Here is a 25,480-nt window from a genome sequence, read left to right as displayed (position 1 = left end):
TGCGCTTTCGTCCATAAACCATTAGGGCGCCTCCGGCTACTCTCCAGCCAATCCAAGGGAGGATCATGATGCGATCGGAAGAATTCCGGGCCGACAAATCGCGGCCGTTCACGGGCGCAGAATATCTGGCGAGCCTGCGCGACGGGCGCGAGGTCTATATCAACGGCGAACGTGTAGCCGACGTCACCAGCCATCCGGCGATGCGCAATTCGGTGCGTTCGCTGGCGCGGCTCTACGACGCGCTGCATGATCCGGCCCAGCAGGCGGTGCTGACCTCGCCCACCGACACCGGTTCGGCCGGCTTCACGCACAAATATTTCCGCGTCGCGCATTCCTCCGCCGAGCTTGCCGCGCAGCAAGGCGCGATCGCGCATTGGGCGCGCATGACCTATGGTTGGATGGGCCGCACCGCCGACTACAAGGCGGCACTGATGAACACGCTCGGCGCCAATGCCGAATGGTATGGGCCGTTCAAGGACAATGCCCGCGCCTGGCACAAACGTGCGCAGGAGGCGGTCCTGTTCATGAATCACGCCATCGTCAATCCGCCGATCGACCGCCACAAGCCGGCCGAACAGGTGAAGGACGTGTTCGTGCACATCACGAAGGAGAACGACGCCGGCATCTGGGTGTCGGGCGCCAAGGTGGTGGCGACGTCGTCGGCGCTCACCCATTACAATTTCCTCGCGCAAAGCTCGGCGACGGTGACCGAGGATCCGTCGCTGTCGGTGATGTTCATCGTGCCGATGAACGCGCCGGGCATAAAGATGTTCTGCCGCGTCTCCTACGAGCAGACGGCCAACACCGTCGGCCACCCGTTCGACTATCCGCTGTCGTCGCGCTTCGACGAGAACGACGCGATCCTGGTGCTCGACAATGTTTTCATCCCCTGGGAGGACGTGCTGGTGCTGCGCGACGCGCAGAAGATCCTGTCCTTCCATCCGGCGTCGGGCTTCATGCACGGCTATTGTTTTCAGGGCTGCACGCGCTTTGCCGTGAAGCTCGACTTCCTCGCCGGCCTGCTCGCCAAGGCGCTGCGCGCGACCGGCGGCGACGCTTTTCGAGGCAACCAGGCGGCGCTCGGCGAGGTGATCGCGCTACGCCACATGTTCTGGAGCTTCTCCAACGCCATGGCGCACAACCCTATCCCGTGGGCCAACGGCGCGGTGCTGCCCAATCTGGAGGCGGCTCTCGCCTACCGCACCTTCATGTCGGAAGCCTATCCGCGCGTCATCGACACGGTACGCCGCGTGATCGCCTCGGGGCTGATCTACCTGCCCTCCTCGGCGCGCGACTTCGACAATCCGGAGATCGACCGCTACCTCGCGCAATATGTGCGCGGCTCCAACGACATGGGCCATGTCGAGCGCATCAAGATCATGAAGCTGTTGTGGGATGCGACCGGCACCGAATTCGGCGGCCGCCACGCGCTCTATGAGCTCAACTATGCCGGCGCGCCGGAAGAGGTGCGGCTGCAGGTGCTGAAGGGCGCCGAGCGCGGCGGCAGGCTGAAGCAGATGGAGGAGCTCGTCGACCAATGCATGGCCGACTATGACGAGAAGGGCTGGACCGGCGACACCTGGCTGCCGCCGCTCGGCGCCCAGGCCAACTGAGCGAGGCCGGCGATGGAGGCGGCCATGACAACACAAGTCGCGAGGCTGGAATTCCGCGAGGCGATGGCGCGGGTCTGCGCGCCCGTCAACATCGTCACCACCGATGGTCCGGCGGGGCGCGGCGGCTTCACCGCGACCGCCATGTGCAGCGTTTCCGACGACCCGCCGACGCTGCTGGTATGCATGAACGAGCGCTCGGCGCAGACCGGCATGTTCCTCGCCAACCAGCGTTTTTGCGTCAACGTGCTGACCCAGTCGCATATGCATCTGGCGGCGAAGTTCGCCGGCGCGATCCGCGACATGGCCGAGCGCTATCAGGCCGCCCGCTGGCAGACCATGCCGTCCGGGATGCCGGCGCTGCTCGACGCCATCGTCAGCTTCGATTGCGAGATCGGGGCGGTGAACAAGGTCGGCACGCACAATGTGATGTTCGGCCGCGTCGTCGACATCCGCCACGGCAGCGACGAGGCGGCGCTGCTCTATGTCGGACGCGACTACATGCAGCCGAGCGCGCTGGGCAGTTTTGGCGGGTGAGCGCTTACCCCTCCGTCGATTCCGACTGGATCAGGCTGTCCAGCATATCCAGCAGGCGCTCATGCTCCGCGGCGCCGTAGCGCTTCTCGATCGCCTCATAGATGGCGGCGCGCTCGGGCGCCAGTTCCTCGATCAGCGCCAGGCCGGTCGGGCTGATGGCGAGCAGGGCGCGGCGGCCGTCATCCTTGACCTTGTTGCGGGATATGAATTCCCTCTCCTCCAGCGCCTTGATGATGCGGGTGAGGCTCGGCGGCAGGATCGACGCGCGGTTGGCGAGCTCGGTCGCCTCCAGGGGGCCGGTTTCAGCGAGCACGCGCAGCACGCGCCACTGCTGCTCGGTGATGTCGTGGCGGGCAAGCATCGGCCGGAAATGCGCCATGATCACTTCGCGGGCGCGAAGCAGAGCCATCGGCAGGGAGCGACGAGTGCTCGGTGGTAGCAAATCAGGTCTCCGAAAAATCCAATCCAGTACGACTCGCGGTAAATATTAACAGCCGGGATCGCAGCTATATCCGCGATTTTGCCGGGAGCGGCAATCCCACCGCCGGAAGCCGCATCGACATAGACAACGACGCTTGACATTCGGTCGTCTAGATGTAATTCACATGTTAACTACAAGGTGGAGGGAACCCTTGCCCCATATGTCGATCGAATATTCGGCGAATCTCGACCCCAAGGTCGATATGGGCGAGCTCTGCGCGCTGGTCTCACGCACCATCCTCGCAACCGGCCTGTTCGAGCGGGGCGCGGTCAGGGTGCGCGCCTTCCGCGCCGAGGCCTACGCGATCGCCGACCTTCTGCCTGAGAACGGCTTCATCGACATGAATTTCCGCATCGGCAAGGGCCGCAGCGCCGATGAAAAGAAAAGCGCCGGCGAGGCGATCTTCGCGGCGGTCACCGACCATCTTTCATCGCTGTTCGCCACGCCGCATTTCGCGCTGTCGCTGGAGATCCGCGAGATCGACGCCGAGCTAAGCTGGAAGAAGAACGCCATCCATCCGCGCCTGCGTGGCAAGTGAGCATCGCAAGCAAACCGGTCGCGGCAAGCAACAGGAAAGACCCCATGGCGGCACTGGACGATAATTTGAGAAAAGCCGAGGCCTATCTCGAACGCTTCCGCAAAGGCGGCGTGCTCAACCAGATCGCCGGCGAGGCGGTGCCCTCGGCCGACGGTTCGACCTATGAGACGATCTCGCCGATCGACCTGAAGCCACTCGCGACCGTGGCGCGCGGCAAGGCCGCCGACATCGACCGCGCCGCCAAGGCTGCCAAGGCCGCTTTCAAGGACTGGGCGGCGATCTCCGGCGATGCGCGCAAGAAGCTCATGCACAAAATCGCCGACGCCATCGTCGCGCGCGCCGAAGAGATCGCCTTCGTCGAATGCATGGACACCGGCCAGTCGCTGAAATTCATGGCCAAGGCGGCGCTGCGCGGCGCCGAAAATTTCCGCTTCTACGCCGACCGCGCGCCGGAGGCGCGTGACGGCCGCTCGATCAGGGCGACGAACCAGCTCAATGTGACGATGCGTGTGCCGATCGGCCCGGTCGGCGTCATCACGCCGTGGAACACGCCGTTCATGCTGTCGACTTGGAAGATCGCGCCGGCTCTGGCAGCCGGTTGCACCGTGGTGCACAAGCCGGCGGAATTGTCACCGCTGACGGCGCGGCTGCTGGTCGAGATCGCCGAGGAGGCCGGCCTGCCCAAGGGCGTGTGGAACCTCGTCAACGGTTTTGGCGAGGACGCCGGCCGGGCGCTGACGGAGCATCCCGACATCAAGGCGATCGGCTTTGTTGGCGAAAGCCGCACCGGTTCGATGATTATGAGACAGGGCGCCGAGACGCTGAAGCGCGTGCATTTCGAGCTCGGCGGCAAGAACCCGGTGATCGTCTTTGCCGATGCCGACCTGGAGCGCGCGGCGGACGCCGCCGTCTTCATGATCTATTCGCTGAACGGCGAGCGCTGCACCTCGTCCTCGCGGCTGCTGGTCGAGGCTTCGGTGCATGACAAGTTCACCGATCTGGTGGCGGAGAAGGCCAAGCGCATCAGGATCGGCCATCCGCTCGATCCGGAGACCGTGGTGGGGCCGCTGATCCACCCGGTGCACGAAGAGAAGGTTCTCTCCTATATCGAGATCGGCAAATCGGAAGGCGCGGTGGTCGCCGCCGGCGGCGGCAAGTTCGCCGGTCCGGGCGGCGGCTGCTATGTCAGCCCGACATTGTTCGTCGGCGCCACCAACAAGATGCGTATCGCGCAGGAGGAAATCTTCGGGCCGGTGCTGACGGCGATCCCGTTCAAGGACGAGGCCGAGGCGCTGGCTCTCGCCAACGACACACAATATGGCCTCACCGGCTATCTGTGGACCTCGGACGTGACCCGCGCGTTGCGCTTCACCGATGCGCTGGATGCCGGCATGATCTGGGTGAACTCGGAGAATGTCCGGCACCTGCCGACGCCGTTCGGCGGCGTCAAGAGTTCGGGCATCGGCCGCGACGGCGGTGACTGGTCGTTCGACTTCTACATGGAAACCAAGAACATCGCGTTCGCCACGGCACCGCATTCGATCCAGAAACTCGGCGGCTGACCGGAGACACCCAATGGCCCTGCCCCAACCCAATCTCTACCCTGCCTTCAACATCGTGCGGCTCAGCCACGTCGAGCTCGCCGTCACCGACCTGGCGAAATCCCGCGCCTTCTACGTCGACACGCTCGGCCTGCAGGTGACCGACGAGACCAGCGGCGCCATCTATCTTCGCGCCATGGAAGAGCGCGGCCATCACTGCATCGTGCTGCGCAAGGCCGCTGAGCCCGAAGCGCGCGACCTCGGCTTCAAGGTGTTCTCCGACGAGGACCTCGACAAGGCCGCGCACTTTTTCAAGACCAAGGGCCTGCCGGTGGAATGGGTCGAGCGGCCCTACCAGTCGCGCACCTTCCGCACCCGCGACCCGCACGGCATTCCGCTCGAATTCTATTCGAAGATGGACCGGCTGCCGCCGATCCACCAGAAATACGCGCTCTATAAGGGCGTGAAGCCGCTGCGCATCGACCACTTCAACTGCTTCTCGCCGAACGTCGATGAATCGGTAGCCTTCTACAACGAGCTCGGCTTCCGCGTGACCGAATACACCGAGGACGCCGAGACCGGAAAGCTCTGGGCCGCCTGGACGCACCGCAAGGGCGGCGTGCACGACATCGCCTTCACCAACGGCCTTGGCCCGCGGCTGTACCATGTCGCCTTCTGGGTGCCGACGCCGCTCAACATCATCGACCTGCTCGACCTGATGGCGACCACCGGCTGGCTGCCGAATATCGAGCGCGGCCCCGGCCGGCACGGCATCTCCAACGCCTTCTTCCTCTACATCCGCGATCCGGACAACCATCGCATCGAGATCTACTGCTCGGACTATCAGACGGTCGACCCGGACCTGGAGCCGATCAAATGGGACCTGAAGGACCCGCAGCGCCAGACGCTGTGGGGCGCGCCGGCGCCGCGAAGCTGGTTCGAGGAAGGCAGCATGTTTGCGGGCGTCGAGCCGCGCAAGTCCGATCTGGCCGCATCGCCGATCGTGGCGCCATGAGTTCATATTTTGCGATAGCAGCGTTCCTTCGCGCCCCCCTCTGTCCTGCCGGACATCTTCCCCACTTGGGGGGAGATTGGCTGTCATCTCTGCCTTCGCCAATTTTCTACGCTGCAAGAAAAGCGCTGACGGCGCGGCCGGTTGATCTCCCCCCTTGTGGGGGAGATGTCCGGCAGGACAGAGGGGGGCGCCGTAGAACTCGACGCTTCCGGTTGGCCAATAGAACCGGAGTTTCAAAATGAGCGTAGCGCGCCTCGCCACCTTCGCCGTCGGCGGCAAGACGCGCTACGGCGCGATCACCGGCAAAGGCGTGGTCGACCTTTCGGCGCGCCATCCCGAATGGCCGACGCTGCGCGAGGTGATCGAGGCCGGGGCGCTCGTAAAGCTCGCGGAGGAAGCCGAAGGGTTGGCAGCCGATTTCAGCGTCGAGGACATCGCCTACGAAATCCCGGTCCCCTCGCCGGAAAAGATCATCTGCGTCGGCGTCAACTATCCGGACCGCAATGAGGAGTACAAGGACGGGCAGGCAGCGCCCTCCAACCCGTCGCTGTTCATCCGCTTCTCGTGCTCCTTCGTCGGCCATGGCGCGCCGCTGGTGCGCCCGCCGGAGTCGCCGCAGCTCGACTATGAGGGCGAGGTGGTCATCGTCATCGGCAAGGGCGGGCGACGTATCGCCGAGGCCGATGCGCTTGGCCATATCGCAGCACTTTCGCTATGCAACGAAGGCACGATCCGCGACTGGGTGCGCCACGCGAAGTTCAATGTCACGCAAGGCAAGAATTTCGACCGCACCGGCTCGATCGGGCCGTGGCTGGTGCCGTTCACCGACGAGGCTCAGATCGCCGACATCTCGCTGGTCACGCGCGTCAACGGCGAGGTCCGCCAGCAGGACCGCACCGGGCGCATGATCTTTTCCTTCCGCAAGATCATCAACTATATCTCGACCTTCACGACGCTGACGCCCGGCGACGTCATCGCCACCGGAACGCCGCCCGGCGCGGGCGCCCGTTTCGATCCGCCGATCTGGCTTAGGCCTGGCGACGTGATCGAGGTGGAGGCCGACGGCATCGGGCTTCTGCGCAATGGCGTCGTCGACGAAGAGGCTGGCCGATGATGACGGATGAGCAAGTCGAAGACGCCGCACGAAAACTGTTTGAGGCCGAGCGCGAACGTCGCCAGATCAGGCTGCTCAGCCTCGATTTTCCGCAAGCGACGATGGACGACGCCTATCGCGTGCAGGCGGCACTGGTGAAGCGAAAGGTCGCTTCCGGTCTCACCATCAAGGGCTGGAAGATCGGCCTGACCTCGAAGGCGATGCAGTCGGCGCTCAGCATCGACATTCCGGATTCCGGCATCCTGTTCGACGACATGTTCTTCGCGGATGACGGCATGGTGCCGGCCGATCGCTTCATCCAGCCGCGCATCGAGGCCGAGATCGCTTTCGTCATGAAGGCGACGCTCGCCGGTCCGGACGTGTCGATCGACGACGTGCTCGACGCTACCGATCACATCACGCCGGCGCTCGAGATCCTCGACACCCGCATCGAGCGGCTGAACAAGGAGACCGGCAGGATCAGAACCTTCTTCGACACGATCTCCGACAACGCGGCCAATGCCGGCATCGTCGTCGGCGGCCTCGCAGCCGGACCGCGCGAGTTGGACCTGCGCTGGATCGGCGCGATCGTGTCGCGCAACGGCGAGGTCGAGGAGACGGGCCTGGGCGCCGGCGTGCTCGATCATCCGGCGAAAGGCATCGTGTGGCTCGCCAACCGGCTGCATCAATACGGCATGCGGATCGAGGCCGGCCAGGTGGTGCTGTCAGGCTCGTTCATCCGGCCGGTCGAATGCCGGCATGGCGACCGGATCGTATCGGATTTCGGCCCATACGGAACCATCCGCATAAGTTTCGCCTGATCGGCGCATTTCCCAGCACGGGAAGAAAAAGGCCGGGCGCGAAAGCAGCCCGGCCAAGAATGAAGGTCATAACCTTCAGAGGGGAACATCGCCCGGCGCAATGGGAGGAAAACACCGAGCGATGGTTCTTATTTGGGGCTTGAGCAGTGTATTTTCCACGAACGGAATTCCAAAAAAGATCGAAATTGCGAAAAAATCTCGCTCTAATCGGACGAAATCGTCAGCCAGCGGTCGATGCTTTTTCCAGAAGATCCGCATAATGCCGCCGCGCCACGTCGGGATGCGACCTCAGCCGGCTTTTCAGCACATTGGTCCCGACATTGCGGAACAGCGGATTGTCGGGATCGCTGGCCGGCCCGCGCGCCTCGGCCGCCAGTTCCTCGGGCAGGTCGAGCAGTGGGATCGTCGCGTCGAGGCGCGCGCTGAAGAAGAACGGCACGGAAATCCGCTCGACGCCGGCCGGCGGCGTCACCACGCGGTGCACGGTTGCCCTGAGATAACCGTTCGAGGCGAGTTCCAGCAGCTCGCCGATGTTGACGACGAGCGTTCGTGGGATCGGATCCACATTCACCCAGCTGCCGTCATACTCGACCTGCAGGCCCTTGTTCTCGTCTTGCAGCAGAAGGGTGAGAAAGCCGCCATCCTTGTGCGCGCCGACGCCCTGGTCGTCGCCTGTGGCGTCGCGGCCGGGATAACGCACGATCTTCATGCGATGGTTCGGCTCACCGCGATAAATCGGATCGAAGGCGTCCTCCGGCTGGTCGAGCGACAGCGCGAAAGCTTTGAGCAGCCGGATCGCCACGTCGGTCGCCTTGGCCTGCCAGGCAAGCAGCGCGGGCTTAAGGTCGGGAAGTGCCGCGGGCCACTGGTTCGGGCCTTGCAGCCGCGTCCAGGCCGGCACGCCCGGCGCTTGCGAAATCGTCGTGCGCTCGACACCGAGGTCGAGCTGCTCGCGCCAGTCGGCCTTGCCCCTGGTCAATTCACCGCCGGCGCGCGTATAGCCGCGGAACTGCGGCGACTTCACCATTTCGATGGCGAGCTTGTCTGCCTCCGGCAAAGCGAAGAAGCCGCGCGCGGCGCCCAACACCGCATCGATCTCCGTCTGGGTGATGCCATGGCCGCTGAGATAGAAGAAACCGACATCGCGGGCCGCCGTCCGCAGATCGAAAAGAAACGTCCGAAGCTCCGACGCGCCTTGCTCCAAGCGGTCGAGATCGAGCACCGGAATTATTCTGGGCATGGACAGGCTCCTCTTGGCGAGACTTTCAACCCCTCGACACGATGACATGCGTGTGATTGCGGGTGAAGGAACGCACCGACCAATCTCATTGCAAACGCAGCATATCGGCGCTCAATTCCCGGCTTTTGCGGCAAATTGCGTTCGCGCGGCTCCGGCTGGCGAGATCGCCCAGACCGCCGGCGCCGATGGCGCCGGCCATGGCCGAAGCGCCGACCAGCGTCACCAAGGTCACCGTGAAGCCGGCGACGATGCCCGGCAGCGCTTCCGGCACCAGCACCTCGCCAATGATCGTCCAGCGATTGCCGCCCATGGCGCGCGCCGCCTCGATCAGGCCGTGATCGACCTCACGCAGCGACACTTCGGCGATGCGAGCGTAGCAGGGCGTTGCGTTTCCTCTGATAGAACTGAGGAGAACGTCAGCCACCGTATCGCCGGACCGGCCTCAATCTGTCAGAATGTTTCAACCCAAGGCCTGAGCTCGACCTCGAAGGTCCAGGCGCTGCGATGCTGACGATGGGTGGCGAGATAGGCCTCTGCGATCGCATCGGGTGACAGGTGGCTGTCCGGTCGCTCGGGTGTCCTCGCGGGCGATGCGATCTGGCCATCGATGATGAAATGCGCGACGTGGATGTTCTTCGGGCCGAGCTCGCGCGCCATTGATTGCGCCAGGCCACGCAGGCCGAATTTCGGCATGGCGAAACCGGCGGAACCGGAAAAGCCCTTGAGGCTTGCGCTGGCGCCGGTGAACAGGATCGAGCCGGAACCGCGCGCTATGAGCCGGCGCGCCGCCTGCTGGCCGACCAGGAAGCCGCCATAGGCGCCGACGAGCAGGGCTTGCTTGACCGCCTCGGGATCGAGCTCGGCGATCGGGCCGCGCGTGCGGCCGCTGGCGTTGAAGACGGCGATCTCGAGCGGGCCCGCCTTGTCGGCCGCCTCGAACAGCCGCTCGACCGAGGCGGCGTCAGACACGTCGGTCTCCATCGCCAACGCGCCAGTCTCCTTGACCAGCGCGGCCAGTTTGTCGACGTTGCGCGCGGCAAGGACGACGCGCAAGCCTTGCTTGGTGAGAAGCCGCGCCAGCGAGGCGCTGAGCCCGGAGCCGGCGCCCGCGATCACTGCAACATTGGCTGCCATGGCGTTCCTCCTTGCGATAGCTCGATGTCGGACGCGCAGGCTCGCGCCTTCCGCGACAAGAGGCAAGGATGTGGATGCTCGATTTCCGTCATTTGGCGCAACAGGCCATCTGGATGGGCGGGGCGAAAGACTTGCCTGCCGGACCGATCCGTCCGACACGTGGTTGAAGGACGATTCGAGGAACGACCATGGAACCAATCTGGGCCGTCGGGCTGATGACCGGCACGGTGCTCGACGGCAACATCGACGTGGCGCTGATCAAGACGGATGGCGAGCGCATCGCCGACACCGGCACCTACACGCTCGCCCCCTACCCGCAATCGATCCGCGTGCTGCTCGAAGAGACGCTGCGCCGGGCGCGCGCCTGGAATTTCGAGGGAGCGGAACCGGCAATCTTCCGCGAGGCCGAGGAGGCGCTGACGCGCGCGCAGTCGGCGGCGGTGAAGGACCTGGTCGAGAGCCAGGGCATGAGCATGGCCGATATCGGCGTCGTCGGCTTCCACGGCCAGACCGTGCTGCACCGCGCGCCGCAGCCGGGACGGATCGGCCGCACGCGACAGCTTGGCGATGGCGAGCTGATGGCCTCGCTGCTCGGCACCAAGGTCGCCTATGACTTCCGCTCGGCCGACGTCGCGGCTGGCGGACAAGGCGCGCCCCTGGCCGCCGCCTATCACGCGGCGCTGCTCAAGGAGGCGGACGCCAGCGGCGACACCGCCGTGCTCAATCTCGGCGGCGTCGGCAACATCACCTGGTGGGACGGCAAGGACAATATCGTCGCCTTCGACACCGGGCCGGCCAATGCGCCGGTCAATGATTTCATCAAGGCGAAAGGCCTCGGCGAGATGGACCGCGACGGCAGGCTGGCTGCCGCCGGCAAGGTCGACGAGGAAAGGCTCGCCAGGCTGCTGCAACATCCGTATCTGACGAAACCCTATCCGAAGTCGCTCGATCGCTTCGACTTCACCGCGGCGATGGCCGAAGGGCTCGGCGCGGAGGACGGCGCCGCTACGCTAACGGCCTTCACCGTGTCGGCTGTCGGCAAGGCGCTCGACCTTTTGCCGCACCGGCCGAAGCGGCTCGCGGTCAGCGGCGGCGGCCGTCACAATCCGACGATGATGGCGATGCTCGAAAGCCGCGCCGGGGTCGAAGTGGTGCAGGCCGAAACGCTTGGCTGGAAGGGCGACGCGGTGGAAGCGGAGTGTTTTGCTTTCCTCGCCGTGCGCGTGTTGCGCGGCCTGCCGATCAGCTTCCCGAGCACCACCGGCGCGCCTGAGCCGATGCGCGGCGGAAAGCTTGCAGGTTAGGGCAACTTCTTCTGCAGGAAGATGCGGCTGCGGCCGACGGGGAAGTCCGGCAGCTTGCCGAACGGCTCATAGCCCTGACGCCGATAGACCTTCTCGGCTGTCGGATTGAAAGTGTCGATCCAGGCGCCGTGGCAACCGCGTACGACGGCCTCCTGTTCGGCGGCGTCGAGCATGCCGGCGGCGATGCGGCGGCCGCGCAGCTTTTCGTCGACCCACAGCCACTGCACATAGAGCCAGCCCCAGGCGGTATAGCCGGAAATGCCGGCGACCACGGCGCCGTGCTCGTCGCGCACGAAAGCCGCCAGCGGCTTTCGGCCTGAGGCGCCGACATCGGCATCGTTGAAGGCGGTCAGGCTCCCGCTCAGGAAAGCGAGGTCCTGCGGCAAGGGCTCGGCGGTGATTTCGAGCGTCGTCTTCATCGGCTGCGACTCCGGTTCGGAAGCCAGCCTTAGCGAAGGAGCAAACTCGAACGCAAGCCTATTGCCGGGTATCGCCCGACCGCCGTATCGCAGCCGATGCCGCGACCAGCATCAGTCCGGCCGCGATCAAAGCGCAGTTGGCAAAACCGAGGCTCGTATAGAGTGGGCCGAAACCGGCGGTGCCGACGGTGACGGCCAGATAGGTGACCGCGCTGTTCAAGCCCATGATCGTGCCGCGGCGCGACGGGTCGAGCGCGGTGAGGCGCATGACCAGCACATTCAGGCCGAAATGGTTGGCAAGGCCCCAGACGGCTATTGACGCAAGCAGCAGGCCGAAGCTGCCGCTGGCCAGCGCGATCGCGACATAGACGGCGGCGACCAGCAGATAGGCGAAAGGCATGACGCGGCGCGCGCCGAGCCGGTCGATGAGGCTGTCGAGCAAGGCGGCCGCGCCGAAACCGAGGCCGTAGGCGACGGCCGCCAGGCCGTTGGCGCTGACCGGCTCGGCGAGGGCTTCATGCAGATGATCGCCGAGATATCCGTAGACGCCGTAGAAGGCGGTCATGAAGGCGCCGCAGGCAATGAGCAGCGGCAGGATGCCGGACACGGCCAGCGCGCCGAGCGGCGATGGCGCCGGACCGGTTTTCCTGCTGTCGGGAAGCGCGCTCATCGCCAGGCCGGCGACGGCGGTTGCGGCGAGCAACGCAACGGCGGCAAAGACGGCGCGCCAGTGGATGAGGTCGGCAAGCACCGCCGACAGCGAGACGCCGGCGACCATGGACAGCGTCCAGCCGGTCAGCACGACGCCGATGGTGCCGCTCTCGCGGCCGGGCGGTGCGATCGCGGCCGAGCTGGCATAGATTGCCGGCATGGCGATGCCGGCAGCGATTCCCGCGACCAACTGGGCGGCGACGAGTAACACAACCGTCGGCGCTAGAGCGCTGGCGACCAGCGCTATCGCCAGCAGCAGCAACGCGCCCTGCAGCATGCGGCGCGCGCCAATCCGGTCGATATAGCGGGCAAGGAAGAGCGCGCTGGCCGACGTGCCGAGGCCGAAGGCGGCGGCAGCCGTCATCACCGCCGGCACGCTTGTCGCGAAGGATGCGGCGACAGCCGGCGCGATGGGTCCCAGAACCAGCGAGTTGGAGCCGATAACCGCAATGCAGCCGGTCAGCAGATAGGCTGCGGCCGGGATCGGCGCGCGGGGCGCCGCAGTCAAAATTGCTGATTGATCACTGTTCGACATATCATCATAATGGCCGAATTAAATTCCGCATCAATGGAGAATTTCCATATGGACGCAGAAACAGATGACATTCGGCAGAACAAGCAGCCGGCCCGCGATCTCGACCCGATCGACCGAAAGATATTAGGCGTTCTCGTCGAGGACGCGACCATCAGCTATGCCGAGCTCGGCGAGCGTGTCGGCCTGTCGCCGCCGGCGGCGCATGAGCGCGTCAAGCGGCTGAAGCGCAGCGGCGCCATCCGCGCCACATCGGCGATCATCGATCCAAGGGCAGTGAAGAAGCCGCTGCTTGCCTTCGTGCATATCGACACCAGGGGCTGGGGTAAGACGCCGGAACTGATGGCGGTCTCCAAATATCCGGAGGTCGAGGAGATCCACACGGTTGCCGGCGACACCTGCATGCTGCTCAAGGTGCGCACCGAGGATACGCGCGCGCTCGAAGGACTGCTGGCCCGTCTCTACGACACGCCCGGTGTCACCTCGACACGCAGCTATGTCGTGCTGTCGACCTATCTCGAACGTCCGGTGCAGCCGGAAATCACGCCCGAATGGCCGGCGCCGAAGCATATGGCGAACCCTATGTATTAGGTCGTTGCTGGCTGATGGCGCCTGGAACGCGCCAGCAGATAGAAGGCCGCGACATGCGTGATCATCAAAAGCGGCACGTAGAGGACCGGGATCGCATAGGTCGCGCCCAACTGCCCGGCATGCCCCGGAAGGTCGAGCATCACGCCGTGATAGTAGTCGCCAAGAAGGTCGACCACACCGACGACGTTGAAGGCGACGACCAGCGGCCAGAAGATCGCTGGCCTCGCCACGCCAAGCAGCGCCAGCATGGCGAGCAGGCCGGTCGCGAAGTCGCCATAGGCGGCAAAAGCGGCAAAGCCGGCGGGCAGGTCCGGTCCAGTGACGCCCGGAATGAGGAAGACGAGCCCGAAGAAGCGGAAGCTGTGCAGCGTGGCGATGGCGCGCTGCGCCCCTAATGGCTCCATCGTCTTCAGCCTTGGCCAGATATAGACGGCGAAGCAAAGCAGCCACGGCACGTAGCCTAGCGCGAGGTGGATATTCAGGATCACCGCGGGTGTCATTTTCGCCTCCTCTCAAACCTCAACCGGAACGGCCTCGAACACCGCCGTCAGAATGCCCAACCGTCCCTCCATGAGATTGCGCCCGAGGTTGGTGGCAAGTTCGCCAAAACCCTGCCCCATGACGACGCCGAGATTGAGCGAAGGGGGCGGACCGGAGGCGCGGAGCTCGGCAAACCAGGCCTTGGCGGCAGCCGTGTCGTCGCGGCGCACGAGCGTGTCGAAGCCGGCGGCCTCGATCGCCTCGCAGGTCGCCTCGGCTGGCAGCAGGAAGCTTTCGCCCCGCGTCTTCGCCCATGGAACCGGATAGAGCGGATCGCCGCCGTTCAGCACGACGTCGAAGGTCGCGAATTTTCCACCCGGCTTCAGCACGCGCCTGATCTCGCGGTAGAGCAGTGGCCGGTCGGCAATGTTCATCGCCACATGCTGCAACAGCGCGGCATCGAACCAGCCGTCTTCGAAAGGCAGCGCCAGCGCGCTGCCGGCTTCGAACGACACTTTGCCGTCCTGCCCGGTTCGCCGGGTCAAATAGCGCGCGGCCTCGACGAAGGGTTCGCTGAGGTCAACGCCGGTCACCTCGCAGCCATAGGCCGCTTCCAGGAAGCGAGCCGGCCCGCCGACACCCGATCCGACGTCCAGCACCGACATGTCGGTCGAGATGACCGCGAGATTGGCGAGCTCGGCCGTCGCAGCCAGCCCGCGGGTGTGGAACTGGTCGAGCGTCGCCAATTGCTCTGGCTTCAGCCGCTCTTCCTCCGGCCCGAAGATTGCCAGAGCCGACCTCAGGCGTTCGGTCAGGCCGGTCGCGCGGTAGTGATCGCGCACGCGATCGAGTTCATCGGTCATTGCCAGTTTCCTTTGGTGTTCCGGTTGCGGAAGAAATACGGCCGCTTTCTGCCGGCGACTATCCGCGATAATGTCGATGGGTCATGAAGCAGAACTTCACAGTCAGGCATGGCGCGCTCGACGGCGTCGAGGCATTCTTGAGTGTCGCCAGGCACCGCAATTTCCGCAAGGCGGCGGCGGAGCTTGCCGTCACGCCGTCAGCGATCAGCCAGGCGATACGCACGCTCGAGGCGCGCATCGGCGCCGCGCTGTTCATCCGCACGACGCGCAGCGTCGGCCTGACGGAAGCCGGCGAGCGCTTTTTCGCCCGCGCGCGGCCGGCCTTCGAGGAATTGATCGCCGCGAGCGAGATCGCGCGCGGAATGGGCCAGCGCCCAGCCGGGCTGTTGCGCCTTTCGGTGCCGCCGGCCGTGGTGCCGGTGCTGCTGGAGCCGATGATCGCCTCTTTCTGCCAGGCCTATCCGGAGATCGAGCTGGAGATCGTCGCCAGCGGCGAGCTTGCCGATCTCGCCGCCGAAGGATTCGATGCCGGCATCCGCATGGGCGATCTGATCGCGCCCGACATGGTCGCGGTCCGCCTGACGCCGTCCTTCCCAATGGTGGTCGTCGGCAGTCCCGATTATTTGCGCCGACGGGCAGCGCCCGAGCGCATTGAGGACCTGCGCGATCATGCCTGCCTGCGCCTGCGGCGCTCGAATGGTACGGTCGCACCCTGGTCCTTTGTCGACGGCAACAAGACGATAGAGGCAATCGTCTCGGGACCGCTCATCGCGCACGACTATCCGTCGCTGCTCGGCGCGGCGATCCAGGGTGTCGGGCTGGCGCAGGTGCCAGGCCCTATCGCCGAAGCGCCGATCGCCGACGGGCGCCTGCAGGCGCTGCTCGGCCGCTTCGCGGTGACTACGCCGGGCGTTTTTCTCTATTACCCGGAACGGCACCAGGTCCTGCCCAAGCTGCGCGCCTTCATCGACCACATCAGGCGGCCGACTGGCGTTGATGCCTCCCCTAAGCGCTCGGGCAGGCGGCGGCAAAGCTGACGCTTCACGGTGTCGGCCGTGCGCGCGGATATTCGAGCTGCATGGCGACGAAATCGGTGGTGCGCGCGCCGTAGCGCGCCGTGATATCCGCGAGCGTCCGGTCCAGCGCCTTGGCCGGCGGTATATCCGCCATGGCCCGAACCTTCCGGTCCGCCGGCCAGTCGGCAGCGACCCGGTCGGGCAAGATGCGGATGCCGTCGCGGCTGACGACGGCGCCGTCCTTCGCGGCGAAGGTGACCGCGCCGGAGCGAAAGGTTCGCGACCAGGCGTCGGCCGCCAGCGCCAGCGATACCTCGTCCATGCCCGGCGTCAGCGGAATGCCTAGCTGCTCATGATTGAAGAACGCCATCGTGTTGCCGATCGCCGTCAGCGCGAAAGGCCGCGTGAACTTGAAAGCGCCGCTGTCATGGCGCGCATCCCAATGGTCAAGGCCGAGATCGCGGGCGACGGCTTCGGCCTTGTCACGGCCAGCGATCGCCTCGATCAGGGTCAGCATCATCGGCATCGAAGCGGTGATGCCGGTCGTGGTCGCGACATTTTGGTCGACGACGTAGCGGCGGTCGGCGACATAGCGGATCGTCGGATGTTTCTGGCGCAACTCGTTCAGCGAATACCAGTGTGTCGTCGCGCGCTTGTTGTCGAGCAATCCGCTGTTGCCGACCACCGTGGCGCCGACGCAGACGCCGATCACCATGGCGCGCTTCGCAGACTGCTCCCTGATCCATTTCAGCACGTCCGGATCGTCGTCGCGCATCATGGCGGGAACGATGACGTAGTCGGCACCTTCCGGATGCTCGGCATCGAACGAGGCGATCGTCGCATCGGGCTCGACGCGCAAGGCGGGATGCAGTTGAACCGGGCCGGGCTGCGTCGCCAGCGCGACGACGTCGGCGACGTCGGCCCGGCGCAGGATGCCGTAGGGCATCAGATAATCGGTGGTCTCGGTGCCGTCGTTGACGCCGATGATTGCGATCAGCGGGCGCGGCCGTTTCGGCTTCAGCGCCGCGAGCGTGGCTTCAGCTTCCCTGGCATCGATCGCCGGCTGCATCGCGGCCAGCGACGTGGATGGCAGCGACAGCAACCAGATGGCACCGGCAGCCGCGACGATCAGCAGGACGCCAAGGACGCTCCACAGCACTATTCGCAGGCTCACGGCTAAATCCTTCTCAATCCTAAACGCTTGACCGGCAGGCTAGCTCCGTTAGATTTTGTCCGAAATGACATATATCGGGCAAAAACTGCCATGGCTCGGGCGATAGGCATCATCATCCATCCGGGTTTCCAGTTGCTGGACGTCGCCGGCCCCGCGGCGGCCTTCGAGCTGGCCGAGCACTATCAGCCTGGCAGCTACCGGCTGGAGATGCTGGCGCCCGGCGGCGGCGAGATCGAGAGCTCGTCCGGCATGCGGCTTGCGGCACGGCCTTTGTCAGATGCCGGGCCGCTCGACACGGCGGTCATCTCCGGCGGCGAGATCATCCGCTCGATGGCGGCGGCGCAGGAAATCGTCGCCTGGCTGCGGCGGGCAACGGTGCGCCGTACGGCAAGTGTGTGCACCGGCGCCTATCTGCTGGCGGAAGCCGGGCTCCTTGACGGCCGCTCGGCAACCACGCATTGGTGGAGCACGGACGATTTCGCCCGCCGTTATCCGAAGATAAAACTCGACGCCGAGCGCATCTTCATCCAGGACGGCAGCGTGTGGACGTCGGCCGGCATTTCCGCCGGCATTGACCTGGCGCTGGCGCTGATCGAGGACGATCTCGGCCCAGCGATCGCGCGCCGCACCGCGCAGCAGCTGGTCGTCCACCAGCGCCGGCCGGGCGGGCAGTCGCAATTTTCCGGCCTTGTCGAACTTGGCGGGCGCTCGGGCCGCTTCGTCGAATTGATCGAATGGATGCGCGCAAGGCTTGCCGAAAAGCTGACCGTCGAGCGTCTCGCCGAGCGCGCCGCGATGAGCCCACGTAACTTCGCCCGCGCCTTCGCCGCCGAGACCGGCGCCACGCCGGCCAAGGCAGTTGAACGCTTGCGCCTCGAAGCCGCGCGGATGGCGGTGGAGACCACCAACGCACCGCTCGACCGCATAGCCGAGGACAGCGGCTTCAGGGATGCCGGGCGTATGCGCCGCGCTTTCATGCGAAGCTTTGGCCAGCCGCCACAGGCGCTGAGGCGCGCGGCGGTTCGAAGCGGCGCTGACTAACCCGTACTCCGCGCCCGCTTCCGTTCCGCCGCCACCAGCAGGTCTACGAAGGCGCGGACCTTCGCCGGCCTGAAGCGGGCCGGTGGATAGACGGCATGGATGCCGCCCGACGGCAGGGTCCAGTCGGCGAAGACCCGCACGAGGCGGCCCGCGGCGATGTCGTCCTCGACGGCGAAGTCGGGGAAGATGCCGAGCCCGATGCCGGCCAGCACACAGGCCAGCACGGCCGGTGTCTTGTCGCAGATCATCACCGGCTTGAGCTCGGGCAGCACCGTCTCGCCGTCCTTCGAGAACAGCCATTGGCCGGTGCCGCGCAGCTGCGCATTGCCGACCCATGGCAGGGATTTTGCGAGCTTCGGGCTCACATCGGCTGGAAGGCCGGCCGCGAGCTTCGGGGTTGCGACGACGAATTGCTGCAAGGTGCCCAGGCGACGCGCCTGGTTCGAGGAATCGGCGAGCCAGCCGATGCGGATGCCGAGATCGATCTGCTCGTCGACCAGGTTGCTGATCGCATCGTCGAAGATCGCCTCGACCTTCATCTTCGGATATTTCCTGAGATATTCGGCAATGGTCGGGGCGACGATCTTCGCGCCATAGTCGAGCGAGGCGGTGAGGCGTAGCGTGCCGGTCGGCCTGCCGACGCTTTGCGAGATGTCGCCATAGGCCGCCTCCGCTTCGCGCAGGATGATGGCGGCGCGTTCGTAGAACTGCCGCCCCTCCTCCGTCGCGGTGACGCGTCTGGTGGTGCGCTGCAGCAGCGTCGCGCCAAGCTCCTGCTCCAGCCTGCCCACCTGGTGGCTGACCACGGCCTTGGCGACGTCGAGGCGGTCGGCGGCGGCGGTAAACGATCCGGTCTCCATCACGGTGGTGAAGTAGACGAGACGGTTTAGATTGAGAAGGTCGGCCATCGCTATTGTCTGATTTGATCGGACAGTTTGTATGATTGATTGCGGTTTTTCGCAACCGGCCGGACTGCCATCTAGCCAAGAAGACAATGTTTCCGGACCAGATGGCAATGACCGACACCACCGTGACCTATCTTTTCGACCCGCTTTGCGGCTGGTGCTACGGCGCCACGTCTATGCTGGACAGGTTAGCCGCAAGCGGCGTTGCATTCGAGCTTTTGCCGACCGGGCTATTCTCCGGTTCCGGCGCGCGGCCGCTGGATGCAGGCTTTGCCGCCCATGCCTGGGCCAACGACCAGCGCATCGAGCGGCTGAGCGGACAGGTTTTCAGCCAGGCCTATCTCGACAATGTGCTCAATGTACGCGGTACGGTGCTCGACTCCGGCGCCGCAACGCTCGGCGTCAACGCGGCGGATCTGGTCGATCCGAACCGGCGGCTTGCGGCGCTGAAGGCGATCCAGCGCGCCCGCTATGTCGATGGTCGAGACATCGTAACCGCCGACGGCGTCGCGCAGGTGCTGGCCGATGCCGGCATGGCGGACGCGGCCACAGCAGTGAAGACGCCGACTGATGACGTTCTTGCGGCGCACCGCGAGTTGGTCGGGCGCGGACGCGCGCTGTTCCAGCGGCTGCATGCCAATGGCGTTCCGTCACTCGCCGTCATCCGCAACGACACGCCCCGGCTGATCGGCTCCAACGCGCTGTTCGGCAGCTACGACAACCTCGTCGCCCATATCCAGGCGGCGTGACCCCGATCCCTCCCCCCAAGCGAAAGGAAACTTCCATGAAGATCGCACTCATCGGCGCGTCCGGTCAGGTCGGCTCGCGCCTGCTCAAGGAACTCTCCGATGGCGGCCACGCCATCACCGCGATTGCCCGCAATCCGGAGAAGATCGCTAAACTCCCGGGCGTCACCGCCGTCAAAGGCGACGCCTTCGACAAGGACGCGCTGGCCGCATTGATCAAGGGCCACGATGCGGTGATCAGTTCGGTGCATTTCACCGCCAGCGATCCCGACACGCTGATCGCGGCCGTGCGCGCCTCGGGCGTCAAGCGCTATCTCATCGTCGGCGGCGCCGGCAGCCTCGAAGTCGCGCCAGGCAAGCGCCTGGTCGACACGCCGGAATTCCCGGCCATCTACAAGGCGGAGGCGCTCAAGGGCGGGGACTTCCTGGACAAGCTCAGGACCGTCGACGATCTCGACTGGACCTTCCTGTCGCCGTCGGCCCTGTTCGTGGCGGGCGAGCGCACCGGCAAGTTCCGGCTCGGCAAGGACACGCTGCTGACCGACGACAAGGGCAGCAGCATCTCCTTCGAGGACTACGCCATCGTCATGGCGAACGAGATCGAAAACCCGAAGCATATCCGGCAGCGCTTCACCGTCGGGTACTGAGCCCTCCGAATTCAGCGCTTGTGATGGGCCGCCGGACATGGCGGCCCATCATTTTGCGGAACGAGTCTCGATCAACGACTGAATACGTTCGGCGTCCGCCTCCGTGACAGGATTGTAGACGATCATGCCGAGTTCCGGACGGCCGTCGACCGCGAAGACAGAGAACTCCAGCTCGATCAGCCCGATCTCGGGATGCCGCAGGCGCTTCACACCTTCGCCATGCGCTGGAACGACGTCGTTGTCGCGCCACAGCGCCGCGAACTGCGGACTCATGCGGGACAATTCTTCGACCAGGTCGGTGATCTCCGCGCCGGCGCCGGCACGGGCAGCATCAGCCCTGAAGGACCCGACGACGAAGCGGGCGACACTCTCCCAGTCGTCCTGCGCCTCCTGGACGCGCGGATTGCCGAACATCAAACGCAGGATGTTGCGCTGCTCGCGCGGCAGCTTGGAATAGTCGGTCAGCATCGCCGCCGCGGCGCGGTTCCAGGCGACCACATCCCATGTCGCGGTCTTGATGATTGCCGGGCTGGGATCGAAAGCATCGAGGACGCGCTGCAGGCGCGGCGTCACTTTGTCCACGCCTTTATAGCGGACTTCCGGCGGCCGCCCGAGGCCCAGCATGAACAGATGCTCGCGTTCGTGCTCGGTCAGCATCAGCCCGGTCGCGATGCGGTTCAGCACATCCGCCGAAGGCGCGCCGCCCCTTCCCTGCTCCAGCCATGTGTACCAGGTCGGGCTGATATTGGCGCGCTGCGCCACCTCTTCGCGGCGCAGCCCCTGGGTGCGTCGACGACCCATGGCGAAGCCGAAAGCCGTCGGATCGAGTCGCATGCGGCGATCGCGGAGAAAGGTGCCAAGCTTGTTGGTCGTTTCTTTGCTGGCGGCCTCTTGGGGCATTGCGATCCTGTTGGCTATTATACCATGATAAAGTCACTACTTTAACAGAATGACTTATAGCGCGAGAAGGGCCTCCGAACAACAAGCGGAGACCTCCCATGCGTGTATTCCTTACCGGCGCGACCGGTTTCATCGGTTCCAGAATCGTACCCGAGCTTCTTGCCGCGGGGCACCAGGTGCTCGGCCTTACCCGCTCCGACGCCGGCGCGCGGTCGCTTGCGGCCCAAGGCGCCGAGGCGCATCGCGGCGACCTCGAAGACCTCGACAGCCTGCGCGACGGCGCGGCAAAATCGGATGCGGTGATCCACACCGCCTTCGACCATAATTTCTCGAACTTCGTCGCGAATTGCGAGAAGGACAAGCGCGTCATCGAAGCGCTCGGCGGCGCGCTCGCCGGCTCTGACCGGCTGCTCCTCATTACATCGGGCGTCGGCATGGGTTCCGCCGAACACGGGCAGCCGGCGAGGGAAGACGTGTTCAACACCGACCATCCCAATCCGCGCATCCTGTCGGAGCTTACCGGTGCTGCGATGACCGAGAAGGGCGTCAAGGTCTCGGTGGTGCGGCTGCCGCAGGTGCATGACACGGTGAAGCAGGGCCTGATCACACCGCTCATCGAACAGACGCGCGCCAAGGGCTTGTCGGCCTATCTCGGCGAGGGCCGCAACCGCTGGTCGGCGGCGCATGTGCTGGATGTCGCGAAGCTTTACCGCCTGGCGCTGGACAAGCAGGAAGCCGGCGTGCGCTACAACGCCGTGGCCGAGGAAGGTATTGCCATGCGCGAGATCGCGGAAGTGATCGGCGCCGGGCTCGACGTGCCGGTGGTATCGCTGTCACAGGACGAAGCGGCGGACCATTTCGGATGGCTTTCCATATTCGCCGGCCTCGATATGCCGGCCTCGAGCGAATGGACGCGCAAGCATCTCGGCTGGCAGCCGACAGGCCCCGGCCTCATCGCCGACCTCGAGCGGATGGATTATTCGCAGGCGGCCGCGGCCTAGCCCGCTCCGGGCGGTTCGGCAATCCAACTGAACTGCCTCACGTGTCTAGGCGCAGCAGGTCGGCCAAGCTGTCGGACTTCTCCACCTTGTCGGTGAGATCCAGTCCCGACAGCAGGTCGACCAGATGGCTGTTCATCAACGCGGCGGCGTTGGCGCTGTCGCCGGCCTCGATGGCGTCGACGAGCGCGTGATGGGCGTGCTTCTCGCAGGTCGCGTCGCGACGCTTCCAGTAAAGCGCGATGATCAGCGAGGAGTGCGAAACGAGGTCGCGAACGAAATTGGTGAACACCGAATGCGCCGCGATCTCGGCGATGCCGACATGGAAGCGCGCCGACAGCATGATGGCATCGCTGTCGCGGCCGTCATGCAGCGCCTCGTGCTCCTTTTCGAGATGCTGGCGCAATTGCACGATGTCGGACGGCACCGCCACCTTGGCGGCGAGCGCGGCGACCTTCGGCTCGATCAAGGCACGCGCCTCGAACACCTCGCGCGCCTCGATCTTCGACGGCTGGGCGACAAAGGCGCCGCGATTGGGCTCCAGCCGTGCCAGCCGGTCATGCGCCAACGCCTGCAGCGCGGCGCGGATGACGGTGCGGCTTACCGAATAGATCGACGCTAGTTCGTCTTCCGGCAGCTTGGTGCCGGGCGCAAGACGGTGGCTGACGATGGCGTCCCGCAGCCCGAAATAGATCGGCGACCAGCGCGCAGCCGGCTTGTCGTCCCGATCTTCTTCCCTGAGTACCGTCAACATCTTTCATGCGCGGGCCCGAAATGACCCGATTTGCCCCAAATCGCCAGCAGCCCGCCCAATCTAGTATCGCTCGCGCGGCGGTCAATCCCACCCGTTCCAGGTGTCGGCCGGCCGCCCGGCAGCATCAAGCCGCCTAAACGATCTCGGCTTCCGTGGGCGACAGCGGTGCGAACATGCCGGCGAAGCGCTTACCGCGCGGGGCCGCATAGCCGCCGATCTTCGATGTCTTCAAACCGACCCTGAACAGGCTCTCGGCCAGCGTGACGGCGCAGACGACGCCGTCCAGCACCGGAACGCCGTGCTCTTCGGACAGGCTGTGCGCAAGGTCGGCCATGCCGGCGCAGCCGAGCACGATCGCCTCGGCCCTGTCCTCGCCGATGGCGCGCGCGATCTCCTCCGAGATCCGGTGTCTTGCATTCGAGCCAGGACGTTCGAGCTCGAGCACGGCGACTTCCGACGAGCGCACCTTGGCGCAGCGCGAGGCGAGGCCGTATTTCGCCAGATTGTGCTCGATCGCCGGCACCGAGCGGGCAAGGGTGGTGACGACGCTGAACTTGCCGGCGACAAGGCTCGCCATATGGAACGCCGCCTCGCCGATGCCGATGACGGGAGCCTCGGTGGCGCAGCGGGCGGCGTCGAGCCCGGTGTCGTCGAAGCAGGCGATGACATAGGCATCAGCCGCCGGCGCCTTACTCATCTCGGCGATGATGCCGGGAATGGCGAAGACCTCGTCGAAATAGCCCTCGATACTGGGCGGGCCGTCGACTGGGTTGACGGCGACGATCTGGGTCGTACCGGAGGCGACACTTGCAGCCGCCTCGCCGATTTTGGCAGTCATCGATTGGGTGGTGTTGGGGTTGATGACGAGTATGCGCATTCCAATCAGCCTCAGATCTCGCCGCCGAGATAAAGACGCTTGACCCGGTCGTCGGTCAGCAATTCGGCGGAGTTGCCGCTCAGCGCGACACTGCCGGTGGTCAGCGCATAGGCGCGCTGCGAGATGCGCAGCGCCATGCGCGAATTCTGCTCGACCAGGAGCACGCTAACCTTCTCGTCGCGGTTGATGGCGACGATCGAGCGGGCGATGTCCTGGACGAGTTTCGGCGCGACGCCGAGCGAGGGCTCGTCGAGCAGCAGAAGCTTCGGTTTCGCCATCAGCGCGCGGCCGATGACCAGCATCTGCTGCTCGCCGCCGCTCATCGTGCCGGCGGCCTGCGAGAAGCGTTCCTTCAGCCGCGGAAAGCGCCCCAGCACCATTTCCATCGACGCGGCGATCTCGGATTTGCTGGTGCGGGTGAAGGCGCCCATCAGGAGATTGTCCCTGACCGTCATGTAGGGAAAGACGCGGCGGCCTTCCGGCACCATGGCGATGCCCATCTTGACGATCTCGTCAGGCGCGGCGCCGTCGATGCGCTTGCCGCCGTAATGGATCTCCCCGGACCTGATCTTGCGCAAGCCGGTGATGGCGCGAAGGATAGACGACTTGCCGGCGCCGTTGGCGCCGATCAGCGCAACGGTCTCGCCCTCGTTGACCTCGAGCGAGACCCCTTTCAGCGCGTAGACATGGTCGTAATAGAGCTCGACATTGGCGAAGTTCAGGATCTGGTTCATAGGCCGATCGCCTCGTCTTCGCTGCCGAGATAGGCTTCGATCACCTTCTCATCGGCCTGGATTTCCGAAGGCGTTCCCTCGGCGATCTTCTGCCCGAAATTGAGGACCACTAGCCGGTCGGAGATCTTCATCACGGCCGGCATGTCGTGCTCGACCAAGAGGATGGTCAGGCCGCGCTCGCGCAGGCGCCGTACCATCTCGACCATGCGCATCGTCTCGTCGTGGTTCATGCCGGCGAAGGGTTCGTCGAGCAGCAGGATGGAAGGACTGGTGGCCAGGCCGATGGCGATTCCCAGCGCCCGCAAATGGCCGTGCGGCAGGTTGCGGGCGGTCTCATTGGCGAGCGAGGAGAGACCGAGCAGCGCCAGGATCTCGTCCGCCGATTGGCCGAAGGCCGCCTCGTCGACCTTCGCCGCGCCGGTACCGAGGAAGAAGCCGAACAGGCTCGCCTTCGAGCGCAGATGGTGCGCGATGATGACGTTGTCGCGCACGCTCATGTTCTTGAAGATCGTCGTCTCCTGGAAGGTGCGCACCACGCCTCTGCGGGCGGCGATGTGCGGGGCGAGACCGGAGATGCGTTCGCCCTTCAGCCGCACCTCGCCCGTTGTGGGCTTGAGGAAGGACGAGATCAGCTTGAACAGCGTCGACTTGCCGGCGCCGTTCGGCCCGATCACCGACAGGATCTCTTTTTCGCGCACCGAAAAGGAAACGTTGTTGACCGCGACGAGACCGCCGAAGCGTTTGGTCAGGCCGGAGACTTCGAGCATTTCGGCCATGG

General features: G+C 65.2%; 28 protein-coding genes and 1 pseudogene. 14 read left to right on the top strand and 15 right to left on the bottom strand.

Going from position 1 to position 25,480, the window contains the following annotated elements; genetic code table 11:
- Window positions 1-68 precede the first annotated feature (68 nt).
- Window positions 69-1,613, top strand: a complete 1,545-nt coding sequence (locus DPM33_RS01680) for a 4-hydroxyphenylacetate 3-hydroxylase family protein (protein ID WP_112095890.1) — start codon at window positions 69-71, stop codon at window positions 1,611-1,613.
- 24 nt (window positions 1,614-1,637) lie between these two features.
- Complete coding sequence (locus tag DPM33_RS01675) at window positions 1,638-2,147, top strand: flavin reductase (RefSeq protein WP_112095888.1); 510 nt, start codon at window positions 1,638-1,640, stop codon at window positions 2,145-2,147.
- Window positions 2,148-2,151: 4 nt separating this feature from the next.
- On the opposite strand, the gene hpaR is transcribed toward DPM33_RS01675, so the two are convergent.
- A complete protein-coding gene (gene hpaR, locus DPM33_RS01670; RefSeq protein WP_245441957.1) occupies window positions 2,152-2,556 on the bottom strand; it encodes a homoprotocatechuate degradation operon regulator HpaR in 405 nt (134 codons plus the stop codon).
- 223 nt (window positions 2,557-2,779) lie between these two features.
- Here hpaR and DPM33_RS01665 point away from each other — a divergent pair, with 223 nt between their 5' ends.
- The 5 genes from DPM33_RS01665 to hpaH all read left to right on the top strand — a co-directional run bounded on the left by DPM33_RS01665 (window position 2,780) and on the right by hpaH (window position 7,636).
- Window positions 2,780-3,166 carry a 5-carboxymethyl-2-hydroxymuconate Delta-isomerase gene (locus tag DPM33_RS01665; protein WP_112095153.1) on the top strand — a complete coding sequence of 129 codons (387 nt, stop codon included), beginning with the start codon at window positions 2,780-2,782 and terminating at the stop codon, window positions 3,164-3,166.
- A gap of 44 nt (window positions 3,167-3,210) precedes the next feature.
- Window positions 3,211-4,728, top strand: coding sequence for a 5-carboxymethyl-2-hydroxymuconate semialdehyde dehydrogenase (gene hpaE, locus DPM33_RS01660; protein ID WP_112095152.1), 1,518 nt, complete (start codon window positions 3,211-3,213; stop codon window positions 4,726-4,728).
- Window positions 4,729-4,741: 13 nt separating this feature from the next.
- Window positions 4,742-5,722: a 3,4-dihydroxyphenylacetate 2,3-dioxygenase gene (hpaD, locus tag DPM33_RS01655; protein ID WP_112095151.1), complete on the top strand. Its 981-nt coding sequence runs from the start codon at window positions 4,742-4,744 to the stop codon at window positions 5,720-5,722.
- Window positions 5,723-5,960: 238 nt separating this feature from the next.
- Window positions 5,961-6,836 (top strand): fumarylacetoacetate hydrolase family protein, encoded by an 876-nt coding sequence (locus DPM33_RS01645; protein WP_112095150.1) that lies wholly within the window; start codon window positions 5,961-5,963, stop codon window positions 6,834-6,836.
- A complete protein-coding gene (gene hpaH / locus DPM33_RS01640) occupies window positions 6,833-7,636 on the top strand; it encodes a 2-oxo-hept-4-ene-1,7-dioate hydratase (RefSeq protein WP_167448907.1) in 804 nt (267 codons plus the stop codon). Before DPM33_RS01645 ends, hpaH begins: the two co-directional genes overlap by 4 nt.
- Window positions 7,637-7,856: 220 nt before the next feature.
- Here the strand turns inward: hpaH and DPM33_RS01635 are convergent, their stop codons facing one another.
- From DPM33_RS01635 to DPM33_RS01625, 3 genes and pseudogenes are all read right to left on the bottom strand, one after another.
- The gene (locus tag DPM33_RS01635; RefSeq protein WP_112095149.1) at window positions 7,857-8,876 is read right to left on the bottom strand and encodes an isopenicillin N synthase family dioxygenase; all 1,020 of its coding nucleotides are present in this window, start codon (window positions 8,874-8,876) and stop codon (window positions 7,857-7,859) included.
- 151 nt (window positions 8,877-9,027) lie between these two features.
- Window positions 9,028-9,264: pseudogene (locus tag DPM33_RS01630) on the bottom strand (ABC transporter permease subunit); the annotation flags it as partial.
- A 62-nt stretch (window positions 9,265-9,326) separates the two neighbouring features.
- Entirely contained in the window at window positions 9,327-10,010 is a 684-nt protein-coding gene (locus tag DPM33_RS01625; protein WP_112095148.1) for an SDR family NAD(P)-dependent oxidoreductase, read from the bottom strand.
- Window positions 10,011-10,198: 188 nt separating this feature from the next.
- On the opposite strand from DPM33_RS01625, the gene DPM33_RS01620 reads away from it, so the two are divergent.
- Window positions 10,199-11,314 carry an anhydro-N-acetylmuramic acid kinase gene (locus DPM33_RS01620; protein ID WP_112095147.1) on the top strand — a complete coding sequence of 372 codons (1,116 nt, stop codon included), beginning with the start codon at window positions 10,199-10,201 and terminating at the stop codon, window positions 11,312-11,314.
- Here the strand turns inward: DPM33_RS01620 and DPM33_RS01615 are convergent.
- Together DPM33_RS01615 and DPM33_RS01610 are read right to left on the bottom strand one after the other, a co-directional pair.
- Window positions 11,311-11,733, bottom strand: a complete 423-nt coding sequence (locus DPM33_RS01615) for a GNAT family N-acetyltransferase (RefSeq protein ID WP_112095146.1) — start codon at window positions 11,731-11,733, stop codon at window positions 11,311-11,313. The genes DPM33_RS01620 and DPM33_RS01615 overlap by 4 nt on opposite strands.
- Window positions 11,734-11,791: 58 nt before the next feature.
- A complete protein-coding gene (locus tag DPM33_RS01610) occupies window positions 11,792-12,979 on the bottom strand; it encodes an MFS transporter (protein WP_112095145.1) in 1,188 nt (395 codons plus the stop codon).
- A 48-nt stretch (window positions 12,980-13,027) separates the two neighbouring features.
- On the opposite strand from DPM33_RS01610, the gene DPM33_RS01605 reads away from it, so the two are divergent.
- Window positions 13,028-13,567 (top strand): Lrp/AsnC family transcriptional regulator, encoded by a 540-nt coding sequence (locus DPM33_RS01605; protein WP_112095144.1) that lies wholly within the window; start codon window positions 13,028-13,030, stop codon window positions 13,565-13,567.
- Here the strand turns inward: DPM33_RS01605 and DPM33_RS01600 are convergent.
- Together DPM33_RS01600 and DPM33_RS01595 are read right to left on the bottom strand one after the other, a co-directional pair.
- Complete coding sequence (locus DPM33_RS01600) at window positions 13,564-14,067, bottom strand: hypothetical protein (RefSeq protein WP_112095143.1); 504 nt, start codon at window positions 14,065-14,067, stop codon at window positions 13,564-13,566. The two genes, DPM33_RS01605 and DPM33_RS01600, sit on opposite strands and share 4 nt — an antisense overlap.
- Window positions 14,068-14,079: 12 nt before the next feature.
- Window positions 14,080-14,910, bottom strand: a complete 831-nt coding sequence (locus DPM33_RS01595; protein ID WP_112095142.1) for a class I SAM-dependent methyltransferase — start codon at window positions 14,908-14,910, stop codon at window positions 14,080-14,082.
- Between the two features lie 83 nt (window positions 14,911-14,993).
- Here DPM33_RS01595 and DPM33_RS01590 point away from each other — a divergent pair, with 83 nt between their 5' ends.
- Window positions 14,994-15,947: a LysR family transcriptional regulator gene (locus tag DPM33_RS01590; protein ID WP_112095141.1), complete on the top strand. Its 954-nt coding sequence runs from the start codon at window positions 14,994-14,996 to the stop codon at window positions 15,945-15,947.
- A gap of 4 nt (window positions 15,948-15,951) precedes the next feature.
- On the opposite strand, the gene DPM33_RS01585 is transcribed toward DPM33_RS01590, so the two are convergent.
- Window positions 15,952-17,100, bottom strand: coding sequence for a DJ-1/PfpI family protein (locus DPM33_RS01585; protein ID WP_112095140.1), 1,149 nt, complete (start codon window positions 17,098-17,100; stop codon window positions 15,952-15,954).
- 90 nt (window positions 17,101-17,190) lie between these two features.
- On the opposite strand from DPM33_RS01585, the gene DPM33_RS01580 reads away from it, so the two are divergent.
- Entirely contained in the window at window positions 17,191-18,141 is a 951-nt protein-coding gene (locus DPM33_RS01580; RefSeq protein WP_112095139.1) for a GlxA family transcriptional regulator, read from the top strand.
- Here the strand turns inward: DPM33_RS01580 and DPM33_RS01575 are convergent.
- Window positions 18,138-19,049 (bottom strand): LysR family transcriptional regulator, encoded by a 912-nt coding sequence (locus DPM33_RS01575; protein WP_112095138.1) that lies wholly within the window; start codon window positions 19,047-19,049, stop codon window positions 18,138-18,140. The genes DPM33_RS01580 and DPM33_RS01575 overlap by 4 nt on opposite strands.
- 107 nt (window positions 19,050-19,156) lie before the next feature.
- Between DPM33_RS01575 and DPM33_RS01570 the strand changes: the two genes are divergently transcribed.
- Window positions 19,157-19,795 carry a DsbA family protein gene (locus DPM33_RS01570; protein WP_112095884.1) on the top strand — a complete coding sequence of 213 codons (639 nt, stop codon included), beginning with the start codon at window positions 19,157-19,159 and terminating at the stop codon, window positions 19,793-19,795.
- 35 nt (window positions 19,796-19,830) lie between these two features.
- Window positions 19,831-20,439 carry an NAD(P)-dependent oxidoreductase gene (locus DPM33_RS01565; RefSeq protein WP_112095137.1) on the top strand — a complete coding sequence of 203 codons (609 nt, stop codon included), beginning with the start codon at window positions 19,831-19,833 and terminating at the stop codon, window positions 20,437-20,439.
- A 48-nt stretch (window positions 20,440-20,487) separates the two neighbouring features.
- Here the strand turns inward: DPM33_RS01565 and DPM33_RS01560 are convergent, their stop codons facing one another.
- The gene (locus DPM33_RS01560) at window positions 20,488-21,339 is read right to left on the bottom strand and encodes a helix-turn-helix transcriptional regulator (protein WP_112095136.1); all 852 of its coding nucleotides are present in this window, start codon (window positions 21,337-21,339) and stop codon (window positions 20,488-20,490) included.
- Between the two features lie 98 nt (window positions 21,340-21,437).
- On the opposite strand from DPM33_RS01560, the gene DPM33_RS01555 reads away from it, so the two are divergent.
- Window positions 21,438-22,340, top strand: a complete 903-nt coding sequence (locus DPM33_RS01555) for an SDR family oxidoreductase (protein ID WP_112095135.1) — start codon at window positions 21,438-21,440, stop codon at window positions 22,338-22,340.
- 37 nt (window positions 22,341-22,377) lie between these two features.
- Here the strand turns inward: DPM33_RS01555 and DPM33_RS01550 are convergent, their stop codons facing one another.
- From DPM33_RS01550 to DPM33_RS01535, 4 genes are all read right to left on the bottom strand, one after another.
- Window positions 22,378-23,091 (bottom strand): GntR family transcriptional regulator, encoded by a 714-nt coding sequence (locus DPM33_RS01550; RefSeq protein ID WP_112095134.1) that lies wholly within the window; start codon window positions 23,089-23,091, stop codon window positions 22,378-22,380.
- A 133-nt stretch (window positions 23,092-23,224) separates the two neighbouring features.
- Entirely contained in the window at window positions 23,225-23,968 is a 744-nt protein-coding gene (locus tag DPM33_RS01545) for an aspartate/glutamate racemase family protein (RefSeq protein ID WP_112095133.1), read from the bottom strand.
- A gap of 11 nt (window positions 23,969-23,979) precedes the next feature.
- Window positions 23,980-24,702 carry an ABC transporter ATP-binding protein gene (locus DPM33_RS01540; protein ID WP_112095132.1) on the bottom strand — a complete coding sequence of 241 codons (723 nt, stop codon included), beginning with the start codon at window positions 24,700-24,702 and terminating at the stop codon, window positions 23,980-23,982.
- Window positions 24,699-25,478 (bottom strand): ABC transporter ATP-binding protein, encoded by a 780-nt coding sequence (locus DPM33_RS01535; protein ID WP_112095131.1) that lies wholly within the window; start codon window positions 25,476-25,478, stop codon window positions 24,699-24,701. The genes DPM33_RS01540 and DPM33_RS01535 overlap by 4 nt, the downstream gene beginning before the upstream one ends.
- Window positions 25,479-25,480: the final 2 nt, after the last annotated feature.

Source organism: Mesorhizobium hawassense (assembly GCF_003289945.1).
GTDB classification, from domain to species: domain Bacteria; phylum Pseudomonadota; class Alphaproteobacteria; order Rhizobiales; family Rhizobiaceae; genus Mesorhizobium; species Mesorhizobium hawassense.
This window is presented reverse-complemented; position numbering and strand designations above follow the sequence as displayed.